The sequence below is a fragment of the uncultured Gilliamella sp. genome (assembly GCA_945271295.1).
Classification (GTDB): Bacteria; Pseudomonadota; Gammaproteobacteria; order Enterobacterales; family Orbaceae; genus Gilliamella.
Genome location: CALYPG010000023.1, coordinates 1 through 20,403, shown reverse-complemented (window position 1 = coordinate 20,403; position 20,403 = coordinate 1). Strand labels below are relative to the sequence as shown.

Annotated in this window: 15 protein-coding genes and 2 pseudogenes; 7 read left to right on the top strand and 10 right to left on the bottom strand. The window is 35.6% G+C overall.

Translation table 11 applies throughout. The features are described from left to right. Positions 1-17: 17 nt before the first annotated feature. From Q0K76_RS10490 to Q0K76_RS10470, 5 genes are all read right to left on the bottom strand, one after another. Positions 18-785: an SPOR domain-containing protein gene (locus Q0K76_RS10490; RefSeq protein WP_294615434.1), complete on the bottom strand. Its 768-nt coding sequence runs from the start codon at positions 783-785 to the stop codon at positions 18-20. A gap of 73 nt (positions 786-858) precedes the next feature. Continuing rightward, a complete protein-coding gene (aroK, locus tag Q0K76_RS10485; RefSeq protein ID WP_267339510.1) occupies positions 859-1,380 on the bottom strand; it encodes a shikimate kinase AroK in 522 nt (173 codons plus the stop codon). Between the two features lie 185 nt (positions 1,381-1,565). Continuing rightward, entirely contained in the window at positions 1,566-2,528 is a 963-nt protein-coding gene (gene gutQ, locus Q0K76_RS10480; RefSeq protein ID WP_294615430.1) for an arabinose-5-phosphate isomerase GutQ, read from the bottom strand. Between the two features lie 202 nt (positions 2,529-2,730). After that, positions 2,731-3,354 (bottom strand): LysE family transporter, encoded by a 624-nt coding sequence (locus Q0K76_RS10475; RefSeq protein WP_363322471.1) that lies wholly within the window; start codon positions 3,352-3,354, stop codon positions 2,731-2,733. An 8-nt stretch (positions 3,355-3,362) separates the two neighbouring features. Further along, on the bottom strand, positions 3,363-4,805 hold the full coding sequence (locus tag Q0K76_RS10470; RefSeq protein WP_294615428.1) for an LTA synthase family protein: 1,443 nt from the start codon (positions 4,803-4,805) through the stop codon (positions 3,363-3,365). 310 nt (positions 4,806-5,115) lie between these two features. Here Q0K76_RS10470 and Q0K76_RS10465 point away from each other — a divergent pair, with 310 nt between their 5' ends. After that, positions 5,116-6,666 carry a hypothetical protein gene (locus Q0K76_RS10465; protein ID WP_294615426.1) on the top strand — a complete coding sequence of 517 codons (1,551 nt, stop codon included), beginning with the start codon at positions 5,116-5,118 and terminating at the stop codon, positions 6,664-6,666. 326 nt (positions 6,667-6,992) lie between these two features. After that, entirely contained in the window at positions 6,993-8,249 is a 1,257-nt protein-coding gene (gene glyA, locus Q0K76_RS10460) for a serine hydroxymethyltransferase (protein WP_294615425.1), read from the top strand. 63 nt (positions 8,250-8,312) lie between these two features. On the opposite strand, the gene Q0K76_RS10455 is transcribed toward glyA, so the two are convergent. Then, positions 8,313-10,484 carry a phage holin family protein gene (locus Q0K76_RS10455; protein ID WP_294615423.1) on the bottom strand — a complete coding sequence of 724 codons (2,172 nt, stop codon included), beginning with the start codon at positions 10,482-10,484 and terminating at the stop codon, positions 8,313-8,315. Positions 10,485-10,685: 201 nt separating this feature from the next. Here Q0K76_RS10455 and Q0K76_RS10450 point away from each other — a divergent pair, with 201 nt between their 5' ends. Further along, positions 10,686-12,611, top strand: coding sequence for an ABC transporter ATP-binding protein (locus Q0K76_RS10450; RefSeq protein WP_294615421.1), 1,926 nt, complete (start codon positions 10,686-10,688; stop codon positions 12,609-12,611). Between the two features lie 48 nt (positions 12,612-12,659). Here the strand turns inward: Q0K76_RS10450 and Q0K76_RS10445 are convergent, their stop codons facing one another. Then, on the bottom strand, positions 12,660-13,823 hold the full coding sequence (locus tag Q0K76_RS10445) for a sugar transporter (RefSeq protein ID WP_294615419.1): 1,164 nt from the start codon (positions 13,821-13,823) through the stop codon (positions 12,660-12,662). Between the two features lie 136 nt (positions 13,824-13,959). Then, the gene (gene tpx, locus Q0K76_RS10440; protein WP_294615417.1) at positions 13,960-14,472 is read right to left on the bottom strand and encodes a thiol peroxidase; all 513 of its coding nucleotides are present in this window, start codon (positions 14,470-14,472) and stop codon (positions 13,960-13,962) included. Positions 14,473-14,743: 271 nt separating this feature from the next. Here tpx and Q0K76_RS10435 point away from each other — a divergent pair, with 271 nt between their 5' ends. Continuing rightward, positions 14,744-15,097: a DMT family protein gene (locus Q0K76_RS10435; protein ID WP_294615415.1), complete on the top strand. Its 354-nt coding sequence runs from the start codon at positions 14,744-14,746 to the stop codon at positions 15,095-15,097. A 61-nt stretch (positions 15,098-15,158) separates the two neighbouring features. Here Q0K76_RS10435 and apbC read toward each other — a convergent pair whose 3' ends face one another. Beyond that, the gene (apbC, locus tag Q0K76_RS10430; protein ID WP_294615413.1) at positions 15,159-16,226 is read right to left on the bottom strand and encodes an iron-sulfur cluster carrier protein ApbC; all 1,068 of its coding nucleotides are present in this window, start codon (positions 16,224-16,226) and stop codon (positions 15,159-15,161) included. Positions 16,227-16,485: 259 nt separating this feature from the next. Here apbC and metG point away from each other — a divergent pair, with 259 nt between their 5' ends. Continuing rightward, positions 16,486-18,513 (top strand): methionine--tRNA ligase, encoded by a 2,028-nt coding sequence (gene metG / locus Q0K76_RS10425; RefSeq protein ID WP_294615412.1) that lies wholly within the window; start codon positions 16,486-16,488, stop codon positions 18,511-18,513. 123 nt (positions 18,514-18,636) lie between these two features. Here the strand turns inward: metG and Q0K76_RS10420 are convergent. Next, positions 18,637-18,850: pseudogene (locus Q0K76_RS10420) on the bottom strand (hypothetical protein); the annotation flags it as partial. 146 nt (positions 18,851-18,996) lie between these two features. Here Q0K76_RS10420 and Q0K76_RS10415 point away from each other — a divergent pair. Continuing rightward, a pseudogene (locus Q0K76_RS10415) lies at positions 18,997-19,899 on the top strand (IS3 family transposase); the annotation flags it as partial. A gap of 76 nt (positions 19,900-19,975) precedes the next feature. Next, positions 19,976-20,314, top strand: a complete 339-nt coding sequence (locus tag Q0K76_RS10410; RefSeq protein ID WP_294615410.1) for a hypothetical protein — start codon at positions 19,976-19,978, stop codon at positions 20,312-20,314. Positions 20,315-20,403: the final 89 nt, after the last annotated feature.

Sequence of the window (20,403 nt, the reverse complement as noted above, 5' to 3'; positions counted from 1 at the left end):
TAAATGAACTATATCCTTTATTTTATTGCTTTTTCTTTATTAATAGTCGCACCTGATTTGACCCATGGTTTATCTTTTTGTAGCGTATGTGGTAAAGATTTAAGTGCTTTTATTGCTTCATTAGTCGAGGAATAATCACCTTTTATTAAAACAAACCATGGGCTATTATTTAGTTTTGTTTCATATATTTTATAGTCAGTAATGCTATTTTGTTTAGCGAATTTTCTCAAGTTTTCAGCTGAGGCCGATGCACTAAGTTGAATAGTATAGTGATCGTTTTTTATATTGACCTTTGGAATTAAATTGTTATCTGTCACTTTGGGATTAATAGAATTTGTTTCATCAGTATTTTGATTCGCTTTGGTAATGTTATTTTCTGAACTAACAGTTGACGAATTCATTGCAGATGATACAGATTGCTTATCCCCATAAGTAGTTGTGTTATCGATAATTTCAATATTTTCTTCCATTTTTGATGGTTGATTTAAAATAGAGATAACTTGTGAATCAGTAAGCGATGCATAAGAATCGTTTTGTGCATTATTGTTAACATCGGTAGATGCTACATCATTAACGATTGGTGGCGTTAATGATGTTGGTTCTTTTTTTTGTGGAGAACGGTATAAAATCAAACTAAGTAATAAAAAAATAATGACAATTGCTAAACCCAAAATAATTAATTTTCTCTTTGGAAAATTATTAACAAAGCTTGGTAATTTTAATGAGGGCGTGGAGTCCTTATTAGATTGTTCAGCTATATAGCGATCATCTTTATCTACACGCATATTAACTCCTTCACCTGTCAATCAGTTCATTGCTTCTTTATAATTAACATTATGTTTATTGAAATAAAGGTTTTTAGATTTGCTCTATTTTTTCAATAATGTAACTTGCTACACCTTTAGCACTTTGTTCATCTGTCTTGATAGTAATGTCGGCGATTTCTTCGTAAAGTGGTTCTCGTTCGCCAGCAAGTTCTTCATAAAGTTCACGAGGAGTATTACCACCTTGTAATAATGGTCGACGTTTATCTTTCTGAGTTCGAGCCATTTGTTTTTCAATAGTGGTTTCCAAATAGACCACAATACCGCGAGCCGATAAACGATTTCGGGTTTCTTTAGATAAAACAGAACCACCACCAGTTGCAAGGACAACGCCTTGTTTTTCTGTTAATTCATTAATAACTTTCTCTTCTCTGGCACGGAATCCGTCTTCACCTTCCAAGTCAAAAATCCATGCTATATCAGCACCAGTACGTTTCTCGATTTCTTGATCAGAATCAAAAAATTCCATGCCTAACTGTTGTGCAATTTGTCGACCTATAGTACTTTTCCCCGCACCCATAGGACCAATTAGAAAGATATTTCGCTTTTCTGCCATTGTAGTTTCATCATCTATTAATTTTGGTTAAAATATACAACACAATATTAACTTGTCATGATTTATAAATCACTTTGGTTATAAACTGTGTAACTTTTCTTGGATCTCCGTCTAACGACAAAAATTTAGGTCGGTAATTATCTCAATAGATAGCCCCTTTTTGCAATAGGTATTTATCAATAGTTTTAGCTAATTCCCGCTTGGTGCAAATCATGAATATTTAATGCGCCTACTAATTCTCCTTCAGTGTTAACCACAGGAGCTGCAGTGATATTGTGGTCATTGAATAATTTTAAAGCCTCAACGGCTTTCCAGTTTTCGGGTATTCGATAACCCGGGCTGGTCATTACAGCCTTAATACTATCTTGTAGAGTACCATTTTTTAATAATAAGCGTCTTAAATCACCATCGGTAAAGACGCCAATCATTTTGTTATGATCTTCACAAATCACAACTAAACCCAGGCCAGTTCGACTCAGTTCTAACATGGTATCTAATACCGTTGCTGATTGACCAACTTTAGGGATAGCATCACCAGTGCGCATGACATCTTTAACATGATTAAGTAATTTCGCGCCTAAACTACCTGCTGGGTGAGAACGGGCAAAATCTTCCTCTTTAAATCCTCTCGCTCGCATAACGGCGATGGCTAGAGCATCCCCCATTAATAATGTATTAGTGGAACTTGAAGTTGGAGCGAGTCCCATCGGGCATGCTTCTTTTTCGATGGAAATATCCAAAACAGCTTGTGCCGATTTGGCAAGTGGTGAGTCCAATCCACTAGTAATAGCAATAACCGGGATATTCATAGCGGCAAGAATGGGTAAAATAAAATTGAATTCTTTAGCTCGACCGGAATAGGAAATTAAAATAGCCACATCATTTTCGGTCACCATACCGAGATCGCCATGCAAAGCTTCAGAGGGGTGCATAAAAAAAGCTGGACTACCAGTACTCGCTAAAGATGCGGCAATTTTTTTACCTATGTGCCCAGACTTGCCAATACCCGACACCACCACTTTGCCTTTAGTGGCTAAAATAAGCTGACAAGCTTTAATAAAATCATTGCCTAGTCGATTCGGTAATTTTTGCGCTTCATGAAGTTCTAATTCAAGCAGTTCTCGACCATATTGTAATAATTTATCCATTTTAAATAGCCTAAAAGTGTGTATTAAAAACTAACTGTTTTTATAATTGTGAGTAAAGTAGATTGTTAACCAGTTAACTATTTATTAAATAAGCAGTTTAACAATTAACAGTTAAATATTCAAAAAAGAAAATGCCACTAGTTTCAATTTGTAAAAAAGTTTCAGGTATGCTATATGTTTCAGTATAAAAACCGCACCAATATTAAAAGCCTAATGCAACTTTAATACCAAGAGTGGTCAAAATAACACCTAATAACTTATCAATTATGAACTGCGCTTTAAAATAACGTCGTTGTATAGCCTGTGTTTGAAAAATAAATACCACAAATGGCCACCAAAAAACTGCTTCCACCCAAATAATCCATGCGACTAATAATTTATCGGATAATGATGAATTTGCATTTAATACTTGGGTAAAAATTGCCAGAAAAAATAAAGTTGCTTTAGGATTAAGTAGGTTACATAAAAAACCTTGCATAAAAGCAGTTTTAGTCGAAATTAGTTGCTTATTGGTTGACTTACTAATATAAGTGATGGTCGATTCTTTAGTAAGTAATGCCTTAATCCCTAACCAAATTAAATATGCTGCCCCAGCGTAACGTAGTGTATTAAATAGCCATGGTGTTGCTGTAATGATAACCGCTATACCCGCCACACAATAACTCATATGTACAAAAATTGCCATTATCACACCAAGACAAGTGAATAATGCCAGTTTTCGGTTATAACTTAAACTGTTTTTTACTATTAAAACAAAGTCAGGCCCGGGGGAAATCATCCCTAGACCACTTATAATAGTGACTAAAATCAAAGTATCAAGTGTCATGATGGATTTTATTTAAACTCTTCGGCTGAATGATTTAATGTTGCAATATCTGATTTATGTTGTTCAATAAACTGTTTTTTGTCTAAATTTGGTTCGGTCAAATAATCAGTCAAAAATTTAGCATTCGTTGCAATTTGCGCCCCATTTAGAATCAATCTAGGTAAATCTATTTGATAGATTGTTTGATCGGGTGTTTTTTGTAAATGCTCAGTTGTTGCATTAGTGAGTAAGTACAGTTTACGTTCTTTTTGGGATAAATGATTTATTGTTGGTGTAGCTGCGCCCATCATTAAGTGATCTGGAAAAATGTAAAATACGGTATTGTCTAATAATCCTTGTTGTTTTAGGTTTTGAATAAACATCCCTAAATTATGATCGAGCGAAGCTGCTACAAATGACATATTATCATCTTTTGGTGCAATGATTGCTTTCATTCGCTCATCTTCAAAACCATTTGGGGCATGAGTTGACACCGTTGAGATAAATAAGGCAAAAGGTTGATCACTTTGACTCAGGTCGGCAATCTGTTTTTGCGCAATATCTAAAATATCTTTATCATATAATCCAAAAGGTGCTTTAGGGTATTGGCCAACATAATTTTTTTCGGAGATTACTTGCGTGCCAAGCAGTTCAGCAATATGTCCAATTGCTGCAAAATCTGGACTAGCCATCACATAGCGTGTTTGATAGCCAGCTTGCTTTAACACATCAGCTAAGCTTACTAACTTAGTCGCATTAGCTTTCATTAATGGTGTGGTAGAATAACCACCAATTAAAAAAGGCATACCAGTCATATAGGTATACATTGAAGCAGTGGTCCAACTGCTACCTGCACTCATCGGCATGTTTGGAAAGAAGGTATAATTTTCACGCAATTGTTTTAGATTTGGCGTTATATCGTTAAAATCAAAAAAACCTTGTTCAAAAGATTCTAAAGACAACACAATAATATTTTTGCCTTTATGACTAATAAGTTGATTCTTGTTGGGATAGTCATGCATTTTTAGCGATTGTAATGCTTGTGCAAATGGTTGACGAGGCGCACTGGTTACCTGATATATTTCAAATAAGCGACTTAATGGTCCATTATGATAACTAATTGAAATAATGGCTAAAACAGCTAATGACAATCGTAATAGTAATCGGCATTTATCTCTTAATAAATTGGCTAATTTGGCTAAAAGCCATAATAAGGCCAAAAAAACTACTATGACCAAAACCGCTTGTAACTTAAAGATAAATAACCCTTCAATAATATCATTAATATTCAAATTAACGTAAAACTGGTAATCAATAAAGCCACCACTAAAATAAATGGATGTGAGCTCCATAGTGATAAGTATAGCCATTGATATTATGGTTAGTAATTGCCATTTTTTTTGTTGGAACAGTGAAGCAAAAACAATGGTCAACATAAAAAAAGGTATAACAGTCAGTGTAGCTAAAGGCATTTAGAATAATAACTCAAAAATAAATTTAACATTAGTATATACTTAATGCTGAAAAAATAAAAAATTTCAATAGATTTTTAATCATAAGGTAAGATATACTTCTATAAGTGGTAAATTTATTGATTTATTTCAATTTAGATAAATTATATGTAGATTTACTGTAAGAATATATTACCGTTTTTATCTAAATTAATGGTTTTTTTTGTCAAATTATTTTCGTTTAGGTTAGAAATTATAGCTAGTTACTATTTTATTTCCCTAAGTAATATGATTTGCTTGAGTAGTTATAGGAATAAAAATAAATTAAACAATGGATTGTAAATCTTCAAAATGTAATACGTTAATGTTGGTTATTTCTATTTTAAGTTATCGATTTTGGTTAGTAACTTATTATTTAATGGGAGTGGTAAGTTTACTTGCGTTAACAGTAAAGAGCTCAGTAGCGATAACCACTCAGACTATTGGTCTAATAAATGGCACAGCACCATACTTAACATTTGATGAAGGCGCAACCAAATTATATACTACTGAAAAATTTCTCAATATAAAATTATCTGATGATTCAGAGATTCTTTCAACTAAAGATGAGTCAAGTGAAGCAAATCCTATCGTGTTATCTGGCAGTTCCAATACATTTGCCAGTATCAAAACTTCTGTGCCATTATCAACTGAAGGCAATGAAGATTATCCAAGTATAACTTTAGGTAGTTTAATCACTGGTTCCAATAATTATTGGGGCGATGATGATGGTGATAATGAAGTAACTACAGCAGGAACAGTAAATGTAAAATGGCAAACGGTAGATGGCATTGATGTGACTAAAGTTGTAAAAAATGATCCGTCAAAACAGTTTGATGGATGTGATTCACCATATAAGTTAACATTAACCGTGGTAGATGGCAGCCTGTCAACCAAATATGGTATACCGAGTAAAACCGATTTTACTGATAAAAGTCATAGTTATTATATTACACAAAATTCTTCTCAACCTAAGGTTTGTTATGCTCAGCCGAATATTTCTATTGACTCTAGTACTAGTGATAAAGAAACCCGTGATAGGTGGGTTAACGGAACTCCGTTAAAAGATTTAGATGGTCCTGATTGGGTTGCAAGTAAAGGTTTTGTTCCGCAAAATATAAATAATCCAATAAAAAATTTCCCCACAACAGGATCGAACAATTTACGATTTTATTTATTATTAGATGGAATTTCACCCAGTGATGTTGTAGCGGCTAATGGTGAAACAGTGTCATCTGAAATAGGGGGGAATGTTAAATTGGCATTATCGTCAACAAAAACACCTGGTTGGGGGAACACTTCAAAACGTGTTGCTTTACAGATCGTTTTACAAGGACCTTCAAAAAATAGTAATGACAAATCATTTACACCAATGACCTTTAAATTATACTCTGATAGAGCAAAAAGTAATTTGTTATATAGTTTTAGATTGGAACGTTGGTTCATATCACTAGGTGCTAGAACATATATGAGACAATCAAGGGCAGAAGAATTGTGTAAAGAAATGAATTACCGACTTCCCTATGTATCCGATTTTACCAATACTAGTTATAAATCTGGAAATAATAGAGTTAATTGGAGTGGTGGCATACCAAATAGAAACATCAATAATTATCGACGACAACTAAGTTATAAAGATGAAAATGATAAGTGGATTGGTGGTTTATTAAATGAATGGGGAAAAGTATGGTCTTCCACAGGTAATTATCCAAATTCAGATTGGCCTTTGCAACACAGTGACGATTGGTTTTGGACTTCTGATCGCAACTATACTATTGATGCAGGTGAAGGTGCAATAGATCCTTCTTCTTCTAGTTATCAAGGAGCATGTGTTTATCCTTGAATTAAATAGGTTTTTATTAGCGTACCATTTTTTATATGATTTATACCACTGGGAATACGGTAAAATGGAGATAAAATTTCTAGTCCTGACTCGAATGATTGGGTAGCTAGATGTAGTCCGTGTAAGATTCTTTTAATTGAGTAAAGTTAGATAAATAATATTCAAATGCTGATATTTAACTTTTAATTGATTAGTAGTTTTTTTATAACAAATAAAAAAGATTGAAATTAACTATTAATTGAGTAGGATCATTGTGTAATATTTTTTATGCCTACCAGTACTGTTACTAGTTTAAAGGCTGATCTAATTGATAACAAGGAGCCAATATGTTCAGTAAAGAAATGACAATTGCCGATTATGATAAGGATTTATGGGATGCAATTCAGGGTGAAGAACAACGTCAAGAAGATCATCTTGAGTTAATTGCTTCAGAAAACTACACCAGCCCCCGGGTAATGCAAGCACAAGGTTCTCAACTAACCAATAAATATGCTGAAGGCTATCCCGGTAAACGTTACTACGGTGGATGTGAATATGTTGATGTTGTTGAACAATTAGCTATTGATCGTGCTAAAGCATTATTTGGCGCTGATTATGCAAATGTACAGCCTCATTCTGGTTCGCAAGCAAATTTTGCGGTTTATACTGCTTTATTGCAACCAGGTGATACGATTCTGGGTATGAATTTATCGGAAGGTGGTCATTTAACGCATGGTTCACCAGTTAATTTTTCCGGTAAATTGTATAAAGTTGTTGCTTATGGTGTTGATGATACTGGACATATTGATTATGACGAAGTGGCAAGGATTGCTAAACAATCTCAACCTAAAATGATTGTTGGTGGATTTTCTGCTTATTCTGGCATTGTTGACTGGCAAAAAATGCGTGACATTGCTGATAGCGTAGGCGCTTATTTATTTGTCGATATGGCACATGTGGCAGGTTTAGTTGCTGCGGGTGTTTACCCTAATCCTGTGCCGTTTGCTCATGTTGTTACCACTACTACCCATAAAACCCTTGGTGGGCCTCGCGGTGGATTAATTTTAGTTAAAGGTGGTAGTGAAGATCTGTATAAAAAGTTGAATTCATCAGTATTCCCTGGCGCGCAAGGTGGTCCATTAATGCATGTGATTGCAGCCAAAGCGGTAGCATTGAAAGAAGCAATGGAGCCTGCATATAAAACATATCAACAGCAAGTTATTAAAAATGCGCAAGCCATGGTTGAGGTGATTGTAAAACGTGGTTACAAAGTGGTAGCTGGCGAAACGCAAAATCATTTATTTTTAATTGATTTAGTCGATAAAAATATTACTGGTAAAGAAGCCGATGCAGCGTTAGGTAGTGCTAATATCACGGTGAATAAAAACAGTGTGCCAAAAGATCCACAAAGCCCGTTTGTTACATCAGGGGTACGTATTGGTTCACCAGCAATAACACGACGTGGTTTTAAAGAAGCTGAATCACGCGATCTGGCTAATTGGATTTGTGATGTATTAGATAACATTAATGATGAACAAGCAATTCAAGCAGTGAAAGAAAAAGTGTTAGCTATTTGTCATCGTTTCCCGGTGTATCAGCATTAATTTGTTGGGATGTTCGCCGACATTATCGGCGAATAAAGCACAATAACAGTAATAGACTTATCACTATTTTTCCTTTTCGGTATTTGAATTATTGGTGATCTGTTGTTGTTTTTGCGGCTCAAAAAATTGATGTAAATAACCTTTATGCCAAAACCATGCCGCAGTTATGCCAATACCAATGACTATAGCCAATAACAAAATTATTATTGGCTTTTTAGTACCAATTCTCATAGGGTCGCGTAAGTTACGCTTGGCATTGGCTGGGAGTTGTGCTTTGCTTGTAAGCAGTCCACCAAGTAATAAATTGATCTTAACTTGGCCATTAATTGCCCAACCCGATGCTTCGAGTAGCGGACCTAATGTTCTACGCCTTAATTTTAGCCATGCCAAAATTACTGAAGGGCCTGAAATAATCAAAAATAGTCCAATAATCACCAACGGGAACTGCCACCAAGACAATGAAAAAATTGCTTGGAATATAGTCGCTAATGCGGTACCAATTGCACCAATGGCTAAACCAATAGCAGCAAAAACCCCTACACTTTTGCCTATATCAAATTTATTTTCTGGATTTTGGATTACTTGCGCACTGGATTTTTCTATTTCTGCATCTTTAGTGCTTGCCCATTTATTAATTTGTTCGGTAATTAAGCGACCAATACGTTGATAAGGTTCCCAGATCGCTTGTTGAATACTAATTGGTTTACTAATTATTTTAACCACATTGGCATCCCAATCATTACCCTCATTGTCAATAAATACACCATTACGTCCTTCTATTAATAGGTCACCTTGTCCAGCAGTTATTGCCGCGGCAATGAGTTGTTTTTGGCCATGTCTGGTACATTCACAATAAAGTAGGCAAAGTTCAGAATAATTGGATAGTACCGCGTGTTTAGCTATATTATCAACCGCAACACATAACGTCGCGCAACGACCGTCAATATAAAGCTTGCCGAGCTGAAAGGCTGCGGTTTTTTCTAGTGAGAAGAAATCAGAAAAAGATGCAAAGTTGACCAATAACCGATAAAGGTGTTTATGAAAAAGCACTAGCTTTTCTAAAATGAGGACATCAGAAGCTGAAATCGGCGTTTTATTATCTTGCTCAACCATTTGTTGAAATTCGGTGAGAAGTTTATCATCAGCCATATTAGCGATAAGTTTCGCGGGTATATCTTCGATACTACCAGTAGGTGGTATGGTTACCTTAAGTTGTACCATTTCGGGTTTGGTATTAATTAAACTAGTGTAAGCTTCAAGACTACTTTGAATATGCTGCCACTCAGATTGAGTAAGTTGATCTGGATTAGTCAATGATGATGCAATTAAGGATTTAAACTGGGTAATTTTGTCTTTCCATAATGGATTAAGACCATTGACTAAATCAAGTGAACTGCTAGTGTCAATTTTAGACAAAGGTAGTTCAGCTAAAGCTTCATCGGATAATAAACCATTTTCCGTTGGTACAATATATTTTTCATTTACATTCAGTGCCGTTTGCGCTTGAGGGGCATATTGAGCAAGTTCTATTCGTAAAAAGTAATCATCTATTTTAGGTTTTAGAATTTGCACCAGCTTCCATATTTCAGCTCTATTCTCACCAAAAGGTGTTTGAGTCTTGCTAATATTGGTTTGCCATTGCAACCAGGTTTGTAAATTGTGCACAAAGGTAGTGGCAATATCTAAATTAATACCATCTTGTCCACTCATATCTTTTTCGGCACCAGTAATTTTAATTGCTGATTGAATGAAAGTTTGCATGGCTGATGATAATTCTGCTGAAGGTGGAAAAATTAAATCGCCATTATAAAGTTTACTGGCATTAATTTTAATAGATTGTTGCACATCATCTTGAGTTAAATAATCTTGTTGGTTTTTATTTAAATTGGCTAAGATGCTATGCGCGGTAACTACTAGTTTATGGCCTGGTTGCGTTGTAGTATCAATTTGATTAAGGGGCAGTATATCGGATGACTGTAAGATCTTATCAAAAGATACTACTTTATCGTTGGTCCAGCTAATTGCATCTAAAATATCGGGGATACGAATCCGTCCATCTTGATCAACATCAAGTAGAGCAAGTGTTCTTTCATCAAAGTTGAGGCCTGTTGTTGGGCAACTAAGTGCTACCCATAATTTGGGATCTAAGTTAGATAAATTGATAATGTCATTTGTATTTTTAAAAACAACTTGATCTAATCCACCGACACGTTGAAATGTCCACATATGATTCATAATAACCTCCATACCGAGATTTATTAATATTTTCAGTTAATTAACAAATACTACAGTATTAGTTTTATAAAGGAAGAGAACTGAGATCTCACATTAGTGAGGCTTTTTTATTATATCTTTGGTAATTGATTTTAGTTGCCTATAACAACTTTATGATAGAATACTGTTTTATTATTCTATATCCAAACAAAAACCACAAGTATGTCATTAATTAATCTTACAAATGCTTATCTTTCATTTAGCGACGCGCCATTACTTGATCACATTGATATGTCGATTGAAGAAGGGGAGCGCGTTTGCCTGGTTGGGCGTAATGGGGCGGGGAAATCCACTTTACTTAAAGTACTAAATAAAGAAGTATTATTAGATGAAGGGCAAATCATCTATGAAAATAATGTTGTAGTATCGCGTTTGCAACAAGATCCTCCTCGAGATATTCAAGGTAATGTGTTTGATTTTGTAGCAGAAGGTTTGCAAGAACAAGCGCAATTACTTAAAGCCTACCATGAATTATCTCATCTCATTGAGCGCGATGCTAGTGAAGCTAATTTAGCCAAGTTAGCCAAAATGCAAGAACAGCTTGATCAGCAAAATGGTTGGCAGTTAAATAACCGTATTAGTAATATTATTTCTTCACTTTCGTTGGATGGTGAAGCATTGTTGTCTTCATTGTCAGGTGGATGGTTACGTAAAGCGGCACTGGCTAAAGCACTAGTTTGTCAACCTACTGTTTTATTGCTCGATGAACCAACTAACCATTTAGATATTGAAACTATCCAATGGCTTGAAGAATTTTTAAAGAGCTTTAATGGTAGCATTGTGTTCATTTCGCATGATCGATCGTTTATCCGGCAGATGGCTACCCGTATTATTGATTTGGATCGAGGTAAAGTTGCTTCTTGGGGATGTGATTACGATAGTTATTTACTCGGTAAAGAAGAGGCATTACGCGTAGAAGAACTACAAAATGCTGAATTTGATAAAAAACTCGCCCAAGAAGAAGTGTGGATCCGCCAGGGGATTAAAGCGCGGCGCACTCGCAATGAGGGTCGCGTTCGGGCTTTAAAAGCGATGCGCCAAGAATATTCTCAGCGCCGTCAAGTTATGGGTAGTGCTAAAATGCAGATTGAAGAAGCACTACGCTCTGGGAAAATCGTTTTTGAACTTGAACATGTCAGTTATCAAATCGCCGACAAACAATTAGTCAATGATTTCACTGTGCAAGTACTACGTGGTGATAAAATTGCGCTTATTGGTCCAAATGGTATTGGTAAAACCACACTATTAAAACTGATGTTAGGTGATATAGAACCAACATCTGGCACTGTACATTGTGGTACTAAGCTTGAAGTGGCCTATTTTGATCAGTATCGGTTAGAATTAGATCCCGAAAAAACCGTAATGGATAATCTTGCGGAAGGTAAACAAGAAGTTATGGTCAATGGTCGATCGCGTCATGTACTTGGTTATTTGCAAGATTTTTTATTCCCACCTAAACGCGCTAGAACGCCGGTCCGAGCATTATCTGGTGGTGAACGCAATCGTTTATTATTGGCTAAACTATTTCTAAAACCAAGCAATTTATTGGTACTTGATGAACCAACCAACGATCTTGATATAGAAACATTAGAATTATTAGAAGAGTTGGTTAATGATTATCAAGGTACCGTATTACTAGTGAGCCATGATCGGCAGTTTGTCGATAATGTGGTAACAAATTGCTGGTTTTTTGAGGATAAAGGTCATATCGGGGTTTATGCTGGCGGTTATACTGATGCTTTACAACAACAGCAACAAACAAGGCCAGTAACAACTAAAGTTGAAATTACTAATAATAGTAAATCTACTAAAAAAGAAGATAACCGTGTTATTAATCAAAATAATCAGCCAACGAAAAAGAAGGTAAAGCTTAGCTATAATGAACAACGGGAATTAACCCAATTGCCAAGTAAAATAGAACAGTTAGAAGCTGAAATAACGGCGCTGCAAGCACAAATTGGGCAAAGTGACTTTTTTAATCAACCTCACGAACAAACCAACTTAATATTACAAACCTTAGCTGATAAAGAAGCTGAACTTGAAACAGTATTTGCAAGGTGGGAGTTGTTAGAATCAATCAATAAATAAGAGCTTGTTTAAACAAGCTCTTATATCTACCCGATTAATTATTAAATATTACCAAATTCTTCTGGATAACAAGTAGAACAAAATTAGTGCGATAATAACAAATATCGCACCGATAAAACCAATATATTGAGTCGATAGTAGCACCAGTACTTGACTACCAACAAAAGCACCACCACCAATACCAATATTGTAAATGCCCGAATAAACAGAAGTGGCAATATCAGTAGCATCTGGCGCGACATCAATCACTTTACTTTGCATTACCATTCCGATAATTGTAATCGAAAGTCCCCATAGCATACCTTGCAAGATAGCTGTATAAAAGCTGAATGAACAAACATACAACGATAATAAGCAGACAGTTAATAACATCATTGGGATGATTAAAATAGCGGTTGGATGTTTTTCGGCAAATTTGGCGAAAATAACACTTCCTATCATGCCAGAAAAACCAACGGCTAATAGTAAAATAACTACAGTATGCGAACTAAATCCGCCAACATTGAGCATAAATGGTGTTATGTAAGTATAAGCAGTAAAATGTCCGGTTACAACAATTGCTGTCAAAAGATAGATATTTAATAAAACAGGGCGTTTTAACACGTGAGGAATATCTTTGATAGAAATAGTATCCATACTTGGTACACTAGGCAATAAATAAAGTAATAACACCATGATACAAAAAGCAATAAAGCCAATACACAGGAAAGTAATTCGCCAACCAACAAGTTGACCAATCATCGTGCCAATTGGAATACCAAGGATTGTTGCCATTGATACACCAATGACGATAAAACCCATTGCTTTTGCTTTTTTACCATTAGGCGCTAATCGAACCGCTAACGGTGTGGTGATTGCCCAAAACACGGCATGTGCACAAGCTATGCCAATTCTTGCCGCTATTAAACTATAAAAATTCCAAGCGAAACCAGCTAGAATATGACTACCAATGAATAAACCAAACAAACCAATCAGTAGTTTACTTCGATCCATTTTTGACGTTAATATTGTTAAAGGTAAAGATAATAATGACACAGCCCACGCATAAATGGTTAACAGTAATCCTGCATGGGCCACATCCATTGAAAAACTTTTAGCAATATTGGGTAACAATCCGACCGGTACAAATTCGGTAGTATTAAAAATGAAGGCAGCAAAAGCCAAACAAAGAATAGAAGACCATATACGAGACCGTTTTTGGGTATTATTCATGATTTAATTTTGTAGACGGGATAGATAAATTGCCCGCGATTATAACCCAATATTTTTTAATATTAAACCGGCACGATGATAAATCTTAATGGCACTTATTAGTTATATTGGGTTGGGTTAATAATATTATGGCAGTTTATGCCAGTGTTTTTACAACTTGCAGAACTTGGTCATAATTAGGTTCATCAGATGTTTCTTTAACATATTGGACATAAACAATTTTATTATTTTTATCAATAACAAAAACTGCTCGGGAAAGTAATCGTTTTTGTTCTATAACTACCCCGTATTTTAGACCAAAATCGAGATCTTTATGGTCAGAGGTAACTTTCACAGCGTCAATGCCTTCAGCTGCGCAATAACGGTTTAAAGCAAAAGGCAGATCGACACTGATTGAAAATATAACCGTATCTTTTAATTTAGCCGATTCGATATTGAAACGGTGAACTTGCGCACTGCATACCGAAGTATCAATTGAAGGAACAGAATTAAGAATTCTAATTTTACCATCAAAATCTGATAATTTAATGGTTTTCATCGCTGCATCTTGTACCACAAAATCTGGCGCCAGATCACCTACTTTTATTTTGGGACCGAGTAAAGTAACGGGTATTTGGTGCATGGTGACTTCGTTTGCTCTTTTTTGCATAACCAGTTCCTCAGTGTTGTGTCAGATGACAATATTTATTGAACAATTACTTGCAATACTTTGAGGCTGAGACGTTTAAACAAAAACCAATAGACACTATAAGGCCAGAATGATTTGTCGGCAATAGCTATCACTTATAAAAATAAGTGATTACTCCAATTAATAAAATAGTTAATTACTTAGATAATAAAATTGTTAAGTATCAGTTTTGTAAATCTAATAAATACGGGTATATAATGCCTATACTTATTCTATTACTATTATCATAATTATGAACCAGCTATTTATCACTGTTTGTTTACTTACTGTTAGTAATATTTTTATGACATTTGCCTGGTATGGTCATTTACGTTTTTTACATAATCAAGTTTGGATTGTAGCGGTATTTATAAGTTGGGGGATTGCGTTATTTGAATATTTATTGCAAGTGCCAGCTAATCGTATTGGTTTTCAAGTTGCCAGTGCCGGGCAATTAAAAATTATTCAAGAAGTGATTAGTTTATCAGTCTTTATACCATTTTCGATTTTCATCCTAAAAGAACCTTTTAAAACGGATTATATTTGGGCGGGATTATGTTTACTTGGGGCGGTATTTTTTATGTTTCGGAATAAAATTATGAGTTAAAGATTGGCAGATTTTCCGCTCAATACCCACCCTATATTGCCATAGCGGAAAATATATCTGTTTATAATGTTTTAAACGAAATGTCCGGTAAAATTGCTTTACCTTGCCAATAAAGTTCGCTAGCAATCCGTCCTGCAATTTGACAATAAAGTTGGGTAAAGTCACTTTCCGGATGGCTAATTATTGTTGGTTTACCGACATCTAAATCTTGGCGAAGCATTTTATGCAAAGGCATTTTGCCGAGTAGTCTGGTGTGATATTGCTCTGCTAAGCGTTCAGCGCCGCCTTCGCCAAAAATAGCCTCATGGTGACCACAATTCTCACAAATGTGATAGCTCATATTTTCAATTATACCAATTGTTGGGATATTCACTTTATTAAACATCGAGATCCCTTTTTTAGCATCAATTAAGGCAATATCTTGTGGCGTTGTGACAATAATTGCCGCAGTGACGGGAATATTTTGTGCTAAGGTTAATTGGATATCTCCTGTGCCCGGTGGCATATCAATAACTAAATAATCAAGTTCTGGCCATAGCGTATCTTGTAAAATCTGCAATAAAGCCTTGCTGGCCATAGGGCCTCGCCAAACCATGGCACCATCTGTATCAACTAAATAGCCAATGGAATTACTGGCAAGTCCGTAAGCCATTATTGGGGTCATATGTTTATTATCAGGTGATAAAGGTTGCTGTTTTTCAGTACCAAGCATAGTAGGGATTGACGGGCCATAAATATCAGCATCTAAAATGCCAACTTTACCGCCTTGTTTTTGTAAGGCTAAAGCAAGGTTAACGGCAGTTGATGATTTACCAACTCCACCTTTACCTGAACTTATCGCAATAATATTTTTGATATTATTAATCGCTGGTTGGTTATTAGCGCGTTTTAGGGTAGCAATGTTATATTTAATCTGCCAGTTAACTTGGTCAACATTATCGAGCTTTAGTAATGCAGGAGTCAGTACTTGTTGTAATTCTACAAACGCCATTTGCCAGGCAAATGGCATTTCCAACGTAATTAACAATTGTTTATTTATGCATTCACATTGTTTTACTGCACCAAGTTCAATCAAGTTTTTAGTTAGTGTAGGGTGAGTAAATCGCTCAAGAATCGTTTTTGCTTCCATAAGAATAAGCCTTATTTCTCTAGATAAAGATGTTTATACTCATATAACTGTAAGCTAGTATCTTTTAACATTGTTTTATAAAGATAACGAGAAGATAAAACTAGAAAGATGAGCCTTGTAGTTTTATCTTCTTATTATTTAACTTTCAGGTTAGTTGAGTATTTAAAGAATTTTTATCAAATTATGGCATAAATCTGGCGATAATCCCATGATTGATGTACTATTTCTGCCATTATGTAAAAAAAGGTAATAAATCAACATGACAACTCAACGCAAAATACTGGTTACTTGTGCGCTTCCTTATGCTAATGGATCAATTCACTTAGGTCATATGCTTGAACATATTCAGGCGGATGTTTGGGTGCGTTATCAGCGGATGCGTGGTAATGAAATCTATTTTATTTGTGCCGATGACGCTCATGGTACACCAATTATGCTCAAAGCTCAGCAATTAGGCATTACACCAGAACAGATGATTGATACAGTAAAAGCCGAGCATCAACGTGATTTTTCAGGGTTTAATATTAGTTTCGATAATTACCATTCTACTCACAGCCCAGAAAATAGAGAAATCTCCGAGCAGATTTATAAACGCTTAAAAGCTAATGGCTATATTAAAACTAAAGTGATTTCGCAACTGTTCGATCCAGAAAAACAGATGTTTTTACCGGATCGATTTGTAAAAGGTACCTGTCCGCGTTGTAAAGCGCCGGATCAATATGGTGATAACTGTGAAGTTTGTGGTGCCACCTACAATCCAATTGATTTAATTAATCCGCAGTCAGTTGTTTCTGGTGCGACGCCGATTATGAAAGATTCTGAGCATTTCTTTTTTGATTTGCCAGCTTTTTCAACAATGTTACAAGAATGGATACGTTCGGGCACTTTACAAGATCAAGTGGCAAATAAAATGCAAGAGTGGTTTGCAGCGGGCTTACAACCATGGGATATTAGCCGCGATGCGCCGTATTTTGGCTTTGAAATTCCCGACGCGCCAGGTAAATATTTCTACGTTTGGTTAGATGCACCAATCGGTTATATGGGTTCGTTCTTGAATTATTGTAATAAAAATAATAAAGCAATTTTTGATGAGTTTTGGAATAAAAACTCACAAACTGAACTGTATCATTTTATTGGTAAAGATATTGTTTACTTCCATAGCCTATTTTGGCCAGCCATGTTAGAAGGGAGCGACCACCGCAAACCATCGAATATTTTTGTACATGGTTATGTGACTGTCGATGGTGCCAAAATGTCTAAATCGCGCGGTACCTTTATTCAAGCCAGTACCTATTTAAAACACTTAGATCCTGATTGCCTGCGCTATTATTATGCCGCTAAATTATCACCACATATTGATGATATTGATTTAAATCTGGAAGACTTTGTCCAACGCGTCAATAGTGATTTAGTTAATAAAGTGGTCAATATAGCTTCGCGTTCGGCTGGCTTTATTAATAAACGTTTTGACGGTAAACTGTCAGCACAAGTTTCAGAGCCAGAACTATATGCGCAGTTTGTGGAAAAAGCACAAATTATTGCCGATTACTTTGAACAACGCGAATCCAGTAAAGCGATTCGTGAAATTATGGCACTAGCGGACGAAGCTAATCGCTATATTGATGAAAAAGCCCCTTGGGTAGTTGCCAAACAAGAGGGTCAAGATCAGGCGTTACATGATATCTGCTCCATGGGGATCCACTTATTCCGCATTTTAATGACTTATTTAAAACCGATTGTGCCTTCACTAGCAAAACGCACTGAGGAATTTTTAAATAGCAAATTAGAGTGGCATACTATTGATAACGCCTTAATTAATCATACTATTAATCGCTTTAAAGCCCTATTTAATCGTATTGATATGGATAAAATCACCGCCATGATTGAAGACTCAAAACAACAAGCCGCATCAGCTACGCCAGCGACAGCAAAAATGGCTGAACCGATTGCCGAAACCATCAATTTTGATGATTTTGCTAAAATTGATTTGCGCGTAGCGTTCATTAAAAATGCCACCTTAGTAGAAGGTTCAGATAAGTTATTACAACTAACCTTAGATATTGGCGATGAAACCCGTAATGTATTTTCGGGGATTAAACAATACTACCCTGATCCACAAGTATTAATCGGTCGCTTAACTGTGATGATTGCTAACCTGGTACCTAGAAAAATGCGCTTTGGTATCTCAGAAGGTATGGTACTAGCTGCCAGTGGTAAAGATGATAGTGATGGTATTTATCTATTATCACCAGATAGCGGTGCTAAACCCGGCATGCGAATTTCCTAAGTTGCCCGTAAATTATACCAATTAACATCTTGACAAGTGATTATGCTTGTCAAGATGTTTCAGGAATGCTATACGTTTTAGTATAAATTATGGCCTACATTCAACATCTAAGTGCGAATCCAGTCAGTAAAAGGCTTCATAAGGTGTTTTATACTTAAGCCGTTTTCTTGGACGATGATTAAGCCGGTTTTCAACCGCCTTAATCTCTTCATCACTGATACTATCAAATACCATTACTTTTTGGAAAGTAATGTCTAATTAATCCATTTAAATTTTCATTACTTCCCCGCTACCATGAACTGTATGAATGAGCACTGTCTGATATTTTGGTGAGGATCAATCAACCCTTGATAAATGGGTAAGGCAACTTGCCCCCAATAAAACCAGTCGCCGTGAATTAACGCCAGAGCAACAACGGATTATTGCGCTTGAAAAAGAAAACAAAGAACTTAAAATGGCGAATGAAATACTAAAAAAGGCGCAGGTGTACTTTATCAACAATCCAAGTCGATAAAGTACAGTTATATGAAAACACAGTTATCGCATTACCGGATAAGTTTAGTCTGCCGGTTACTTAATGTGAGTCGGTCCGGTTATTACGCTTGGTTAAACCGGCCAGCTAAGTCAACAGTACTGACCGGGCATATTAAAAAGCAATATTGGTATCATAAAGCTCGTTTAGGTGCGCCGAGCTTAGTTCATGATGCAAGGGATAAAAGTTATCACGTCTCAGAGAGGACAATAAGTCGTGTTTTACAACACTTAGGGTTACGCAGTAAAGCTGCACGCAAATTCAAGTATAAAACCGATTCGGGTAGCGGTCATAATGTGGTGCTAAATAAGTTAAATAAAGCGTTTAACCCGGATAAACCTAATATTGTCTGGGTGAGTGATATTACTTACATCAAAACCGGTGAGGGTTGGTTATACTTGTGCGTGATTATTGATTTATATGGACGTAAAGTCATTGCTCGACAAACAAGTCGTTATATTAACCGCCATTTAGTCTGTCAGGCATTAAAACAAGCATTATTTCGACGTGCTTTTCTTAAAAATGTCTTAATTCACAGTGATTGGGGAAGCCAATATTGTCGTGCTGATTTTAAACAGTTAGTGTTACACTATGGACTTAAACAAAGTATGAGTCGGGCAGGAAATTGTTGGGATAATGCGGTTGCTGAAAGCTTCTTTCATACACTAAAAACGCATATTATTCATGATTGTTACTACCAAACGAGGGAATTAGCAAATAAAGCACTATTTGAATATATTGAAATTTATTATAATCGCCTTCGTCGTCATTCTACCAACGGCTGGATATCGCGGCAGCAATATGAAAGGCAGTTCTACCAAAACAACAAGATTATAGAGGTGAGCATGGTCTGATATTTTGGCGAGGATCAGGTTTTAATGCAAACAAAGAGAAACTATTTGGTATTTTCAAAAGATGTCAGGGATAAAGATGAAAGATTATATCATTTCATTTAGAAATAATCAGAAATATGCTCTTATAGAATATACTAAAGTCGATAAGTTCGATTATTATTATGAAGGCGTGATTATAGAGTCTCATTTCCCGGAAGAAATAACTTTCCTTATTGCAGAATGTAATGGAATTATTAATGAGATGGCATTATCTCTTTTGGACGAAATCGAGGAGAAACTCTATTCATATCACATAGGTTTAAAAGAAAATGGCTCTCTGATTTTTGATATTGAAATTATTGATGGTAATAAAATTTCATTTTTTACAAAATATCCATCCAGTCAGGGCTATTTAGATAAATATCCAAATAGTTAGTAACTTTCTATTAAAAACCGAGGAAAGATTGAAATGTATTAGTTCCGACTTAATCTGACAAAGAGCTTGAAAAAGAGAGCGTTACCAGT

What these genes read in the sequence shown, in the direction of transcription:
- Q0K76_RS10490 (WP_294615434.1), bottom strand. Translation starts at nt 785, where the DNA reads ATGCGTGTAGATAAAGATGATCGCTATATAGCTGAACAATCTAATAAG.
- aroK (WP_267339510.1), bottom strand. Translation starts at nt 1,380, where the DNA reads ATGGCAGAAAAGCGAAATATCTTTCTAATTGGTCCTATGGGTGCGGGG.
- gutQ (WP_294615430.1), bottom strand. Translation starts at nt 2,528, where the DNA reads ATGGATAAATTATTACAATATGGTCGAGAACTGCTTGAATTAGAACTT.
- Q0K76_RS10475 (WP_363322471.1), bottom strand. Translation starts at nt 3,354, where the DNA reads ATGACACTTGATACTTTGATTTTAGTCACTATTATAAGTGGTCTAGGG.
- Q0K76_RS10470 (WP_294615428.1), bottom strand. Translation starts at nt 4,805, where the DNA reads ATGCCTTTAGCTACACTGACTGTTATACCTTTTTTTATGTTGACCATT.
- Q0K76_RS10465 (WP_294615426.1), top strand. Translation starts at nt 5,116, where the DNA reads ATGGATTGTAAATCTTCAAAATGTAATACGTTAATGTTGGTTATTTCT.
- glyA (WP_294615425.1), top strand. Translation starts at nt 6,993, where the DNA reads ATGTTCAGTAAAGAAATGACAATTGCCGATTATGATAAGGATTTATGG.
- Q0K76_RS10455 (WP_294615423.1), bottom strand. Translation starts at nt 10,484, where the DNA reads ATGAATCATATGTGGACATTTCAACGTGTCGGTGGATTAGATCAAGTT.
- Q0K76_RS10450 (WP_294615421.1), top strand. Translation starts at nt 10,686, where the DNA reads ATGTCATTAATTAATCTTACAAATGCTTATCTTTCATTTAGCGACGCG.
- Q0K76_RS10445 (WP_294615419.1), bottom strand. Translation starts at nt 13,823, where the DNA reads ATGAATAATACCCAAAAACGGTCTCGTATATGGTCTTCTATTCTTTGT.
- tpx (WP_294615417.1), bottom strand. Translation starts at nt 14,472, where the DNA reads ATGCAAAAAAGAGCAAACGAAGTCACCATGCACCAAATACCCGTTACT.
- Q0K76_RS10435 (WP_294615415.1), top strand. Translation starts at nt 14,744, where the DNA reads ATGAACCAGCTATTTATCACTGTTTGTTTACTTACTGTTAGTAATATT.
- apbC (WP_294615413.1), bottom strand. Translation starts at nt 16,226, where the DNA reads ATGGAAGCAAAAACGATTCTTGAGCGATTTACTCACCCTACACTAACT.
- metG (WP_294615412.1), top strand. Translation starts at nt 16,486, where the DNA reads ATGACAACTCAACGCAAAATACTGGTTACTTGTGCGCTTCCTTATGCT.
- Q0K76_RS10410 (WP_294615410.1), top strand. Translation starts at nt 19,976, where the DNA reads ATGAAAGATTATATCATTTCATTTAGAAATAATCAGAAATATGCTCTT.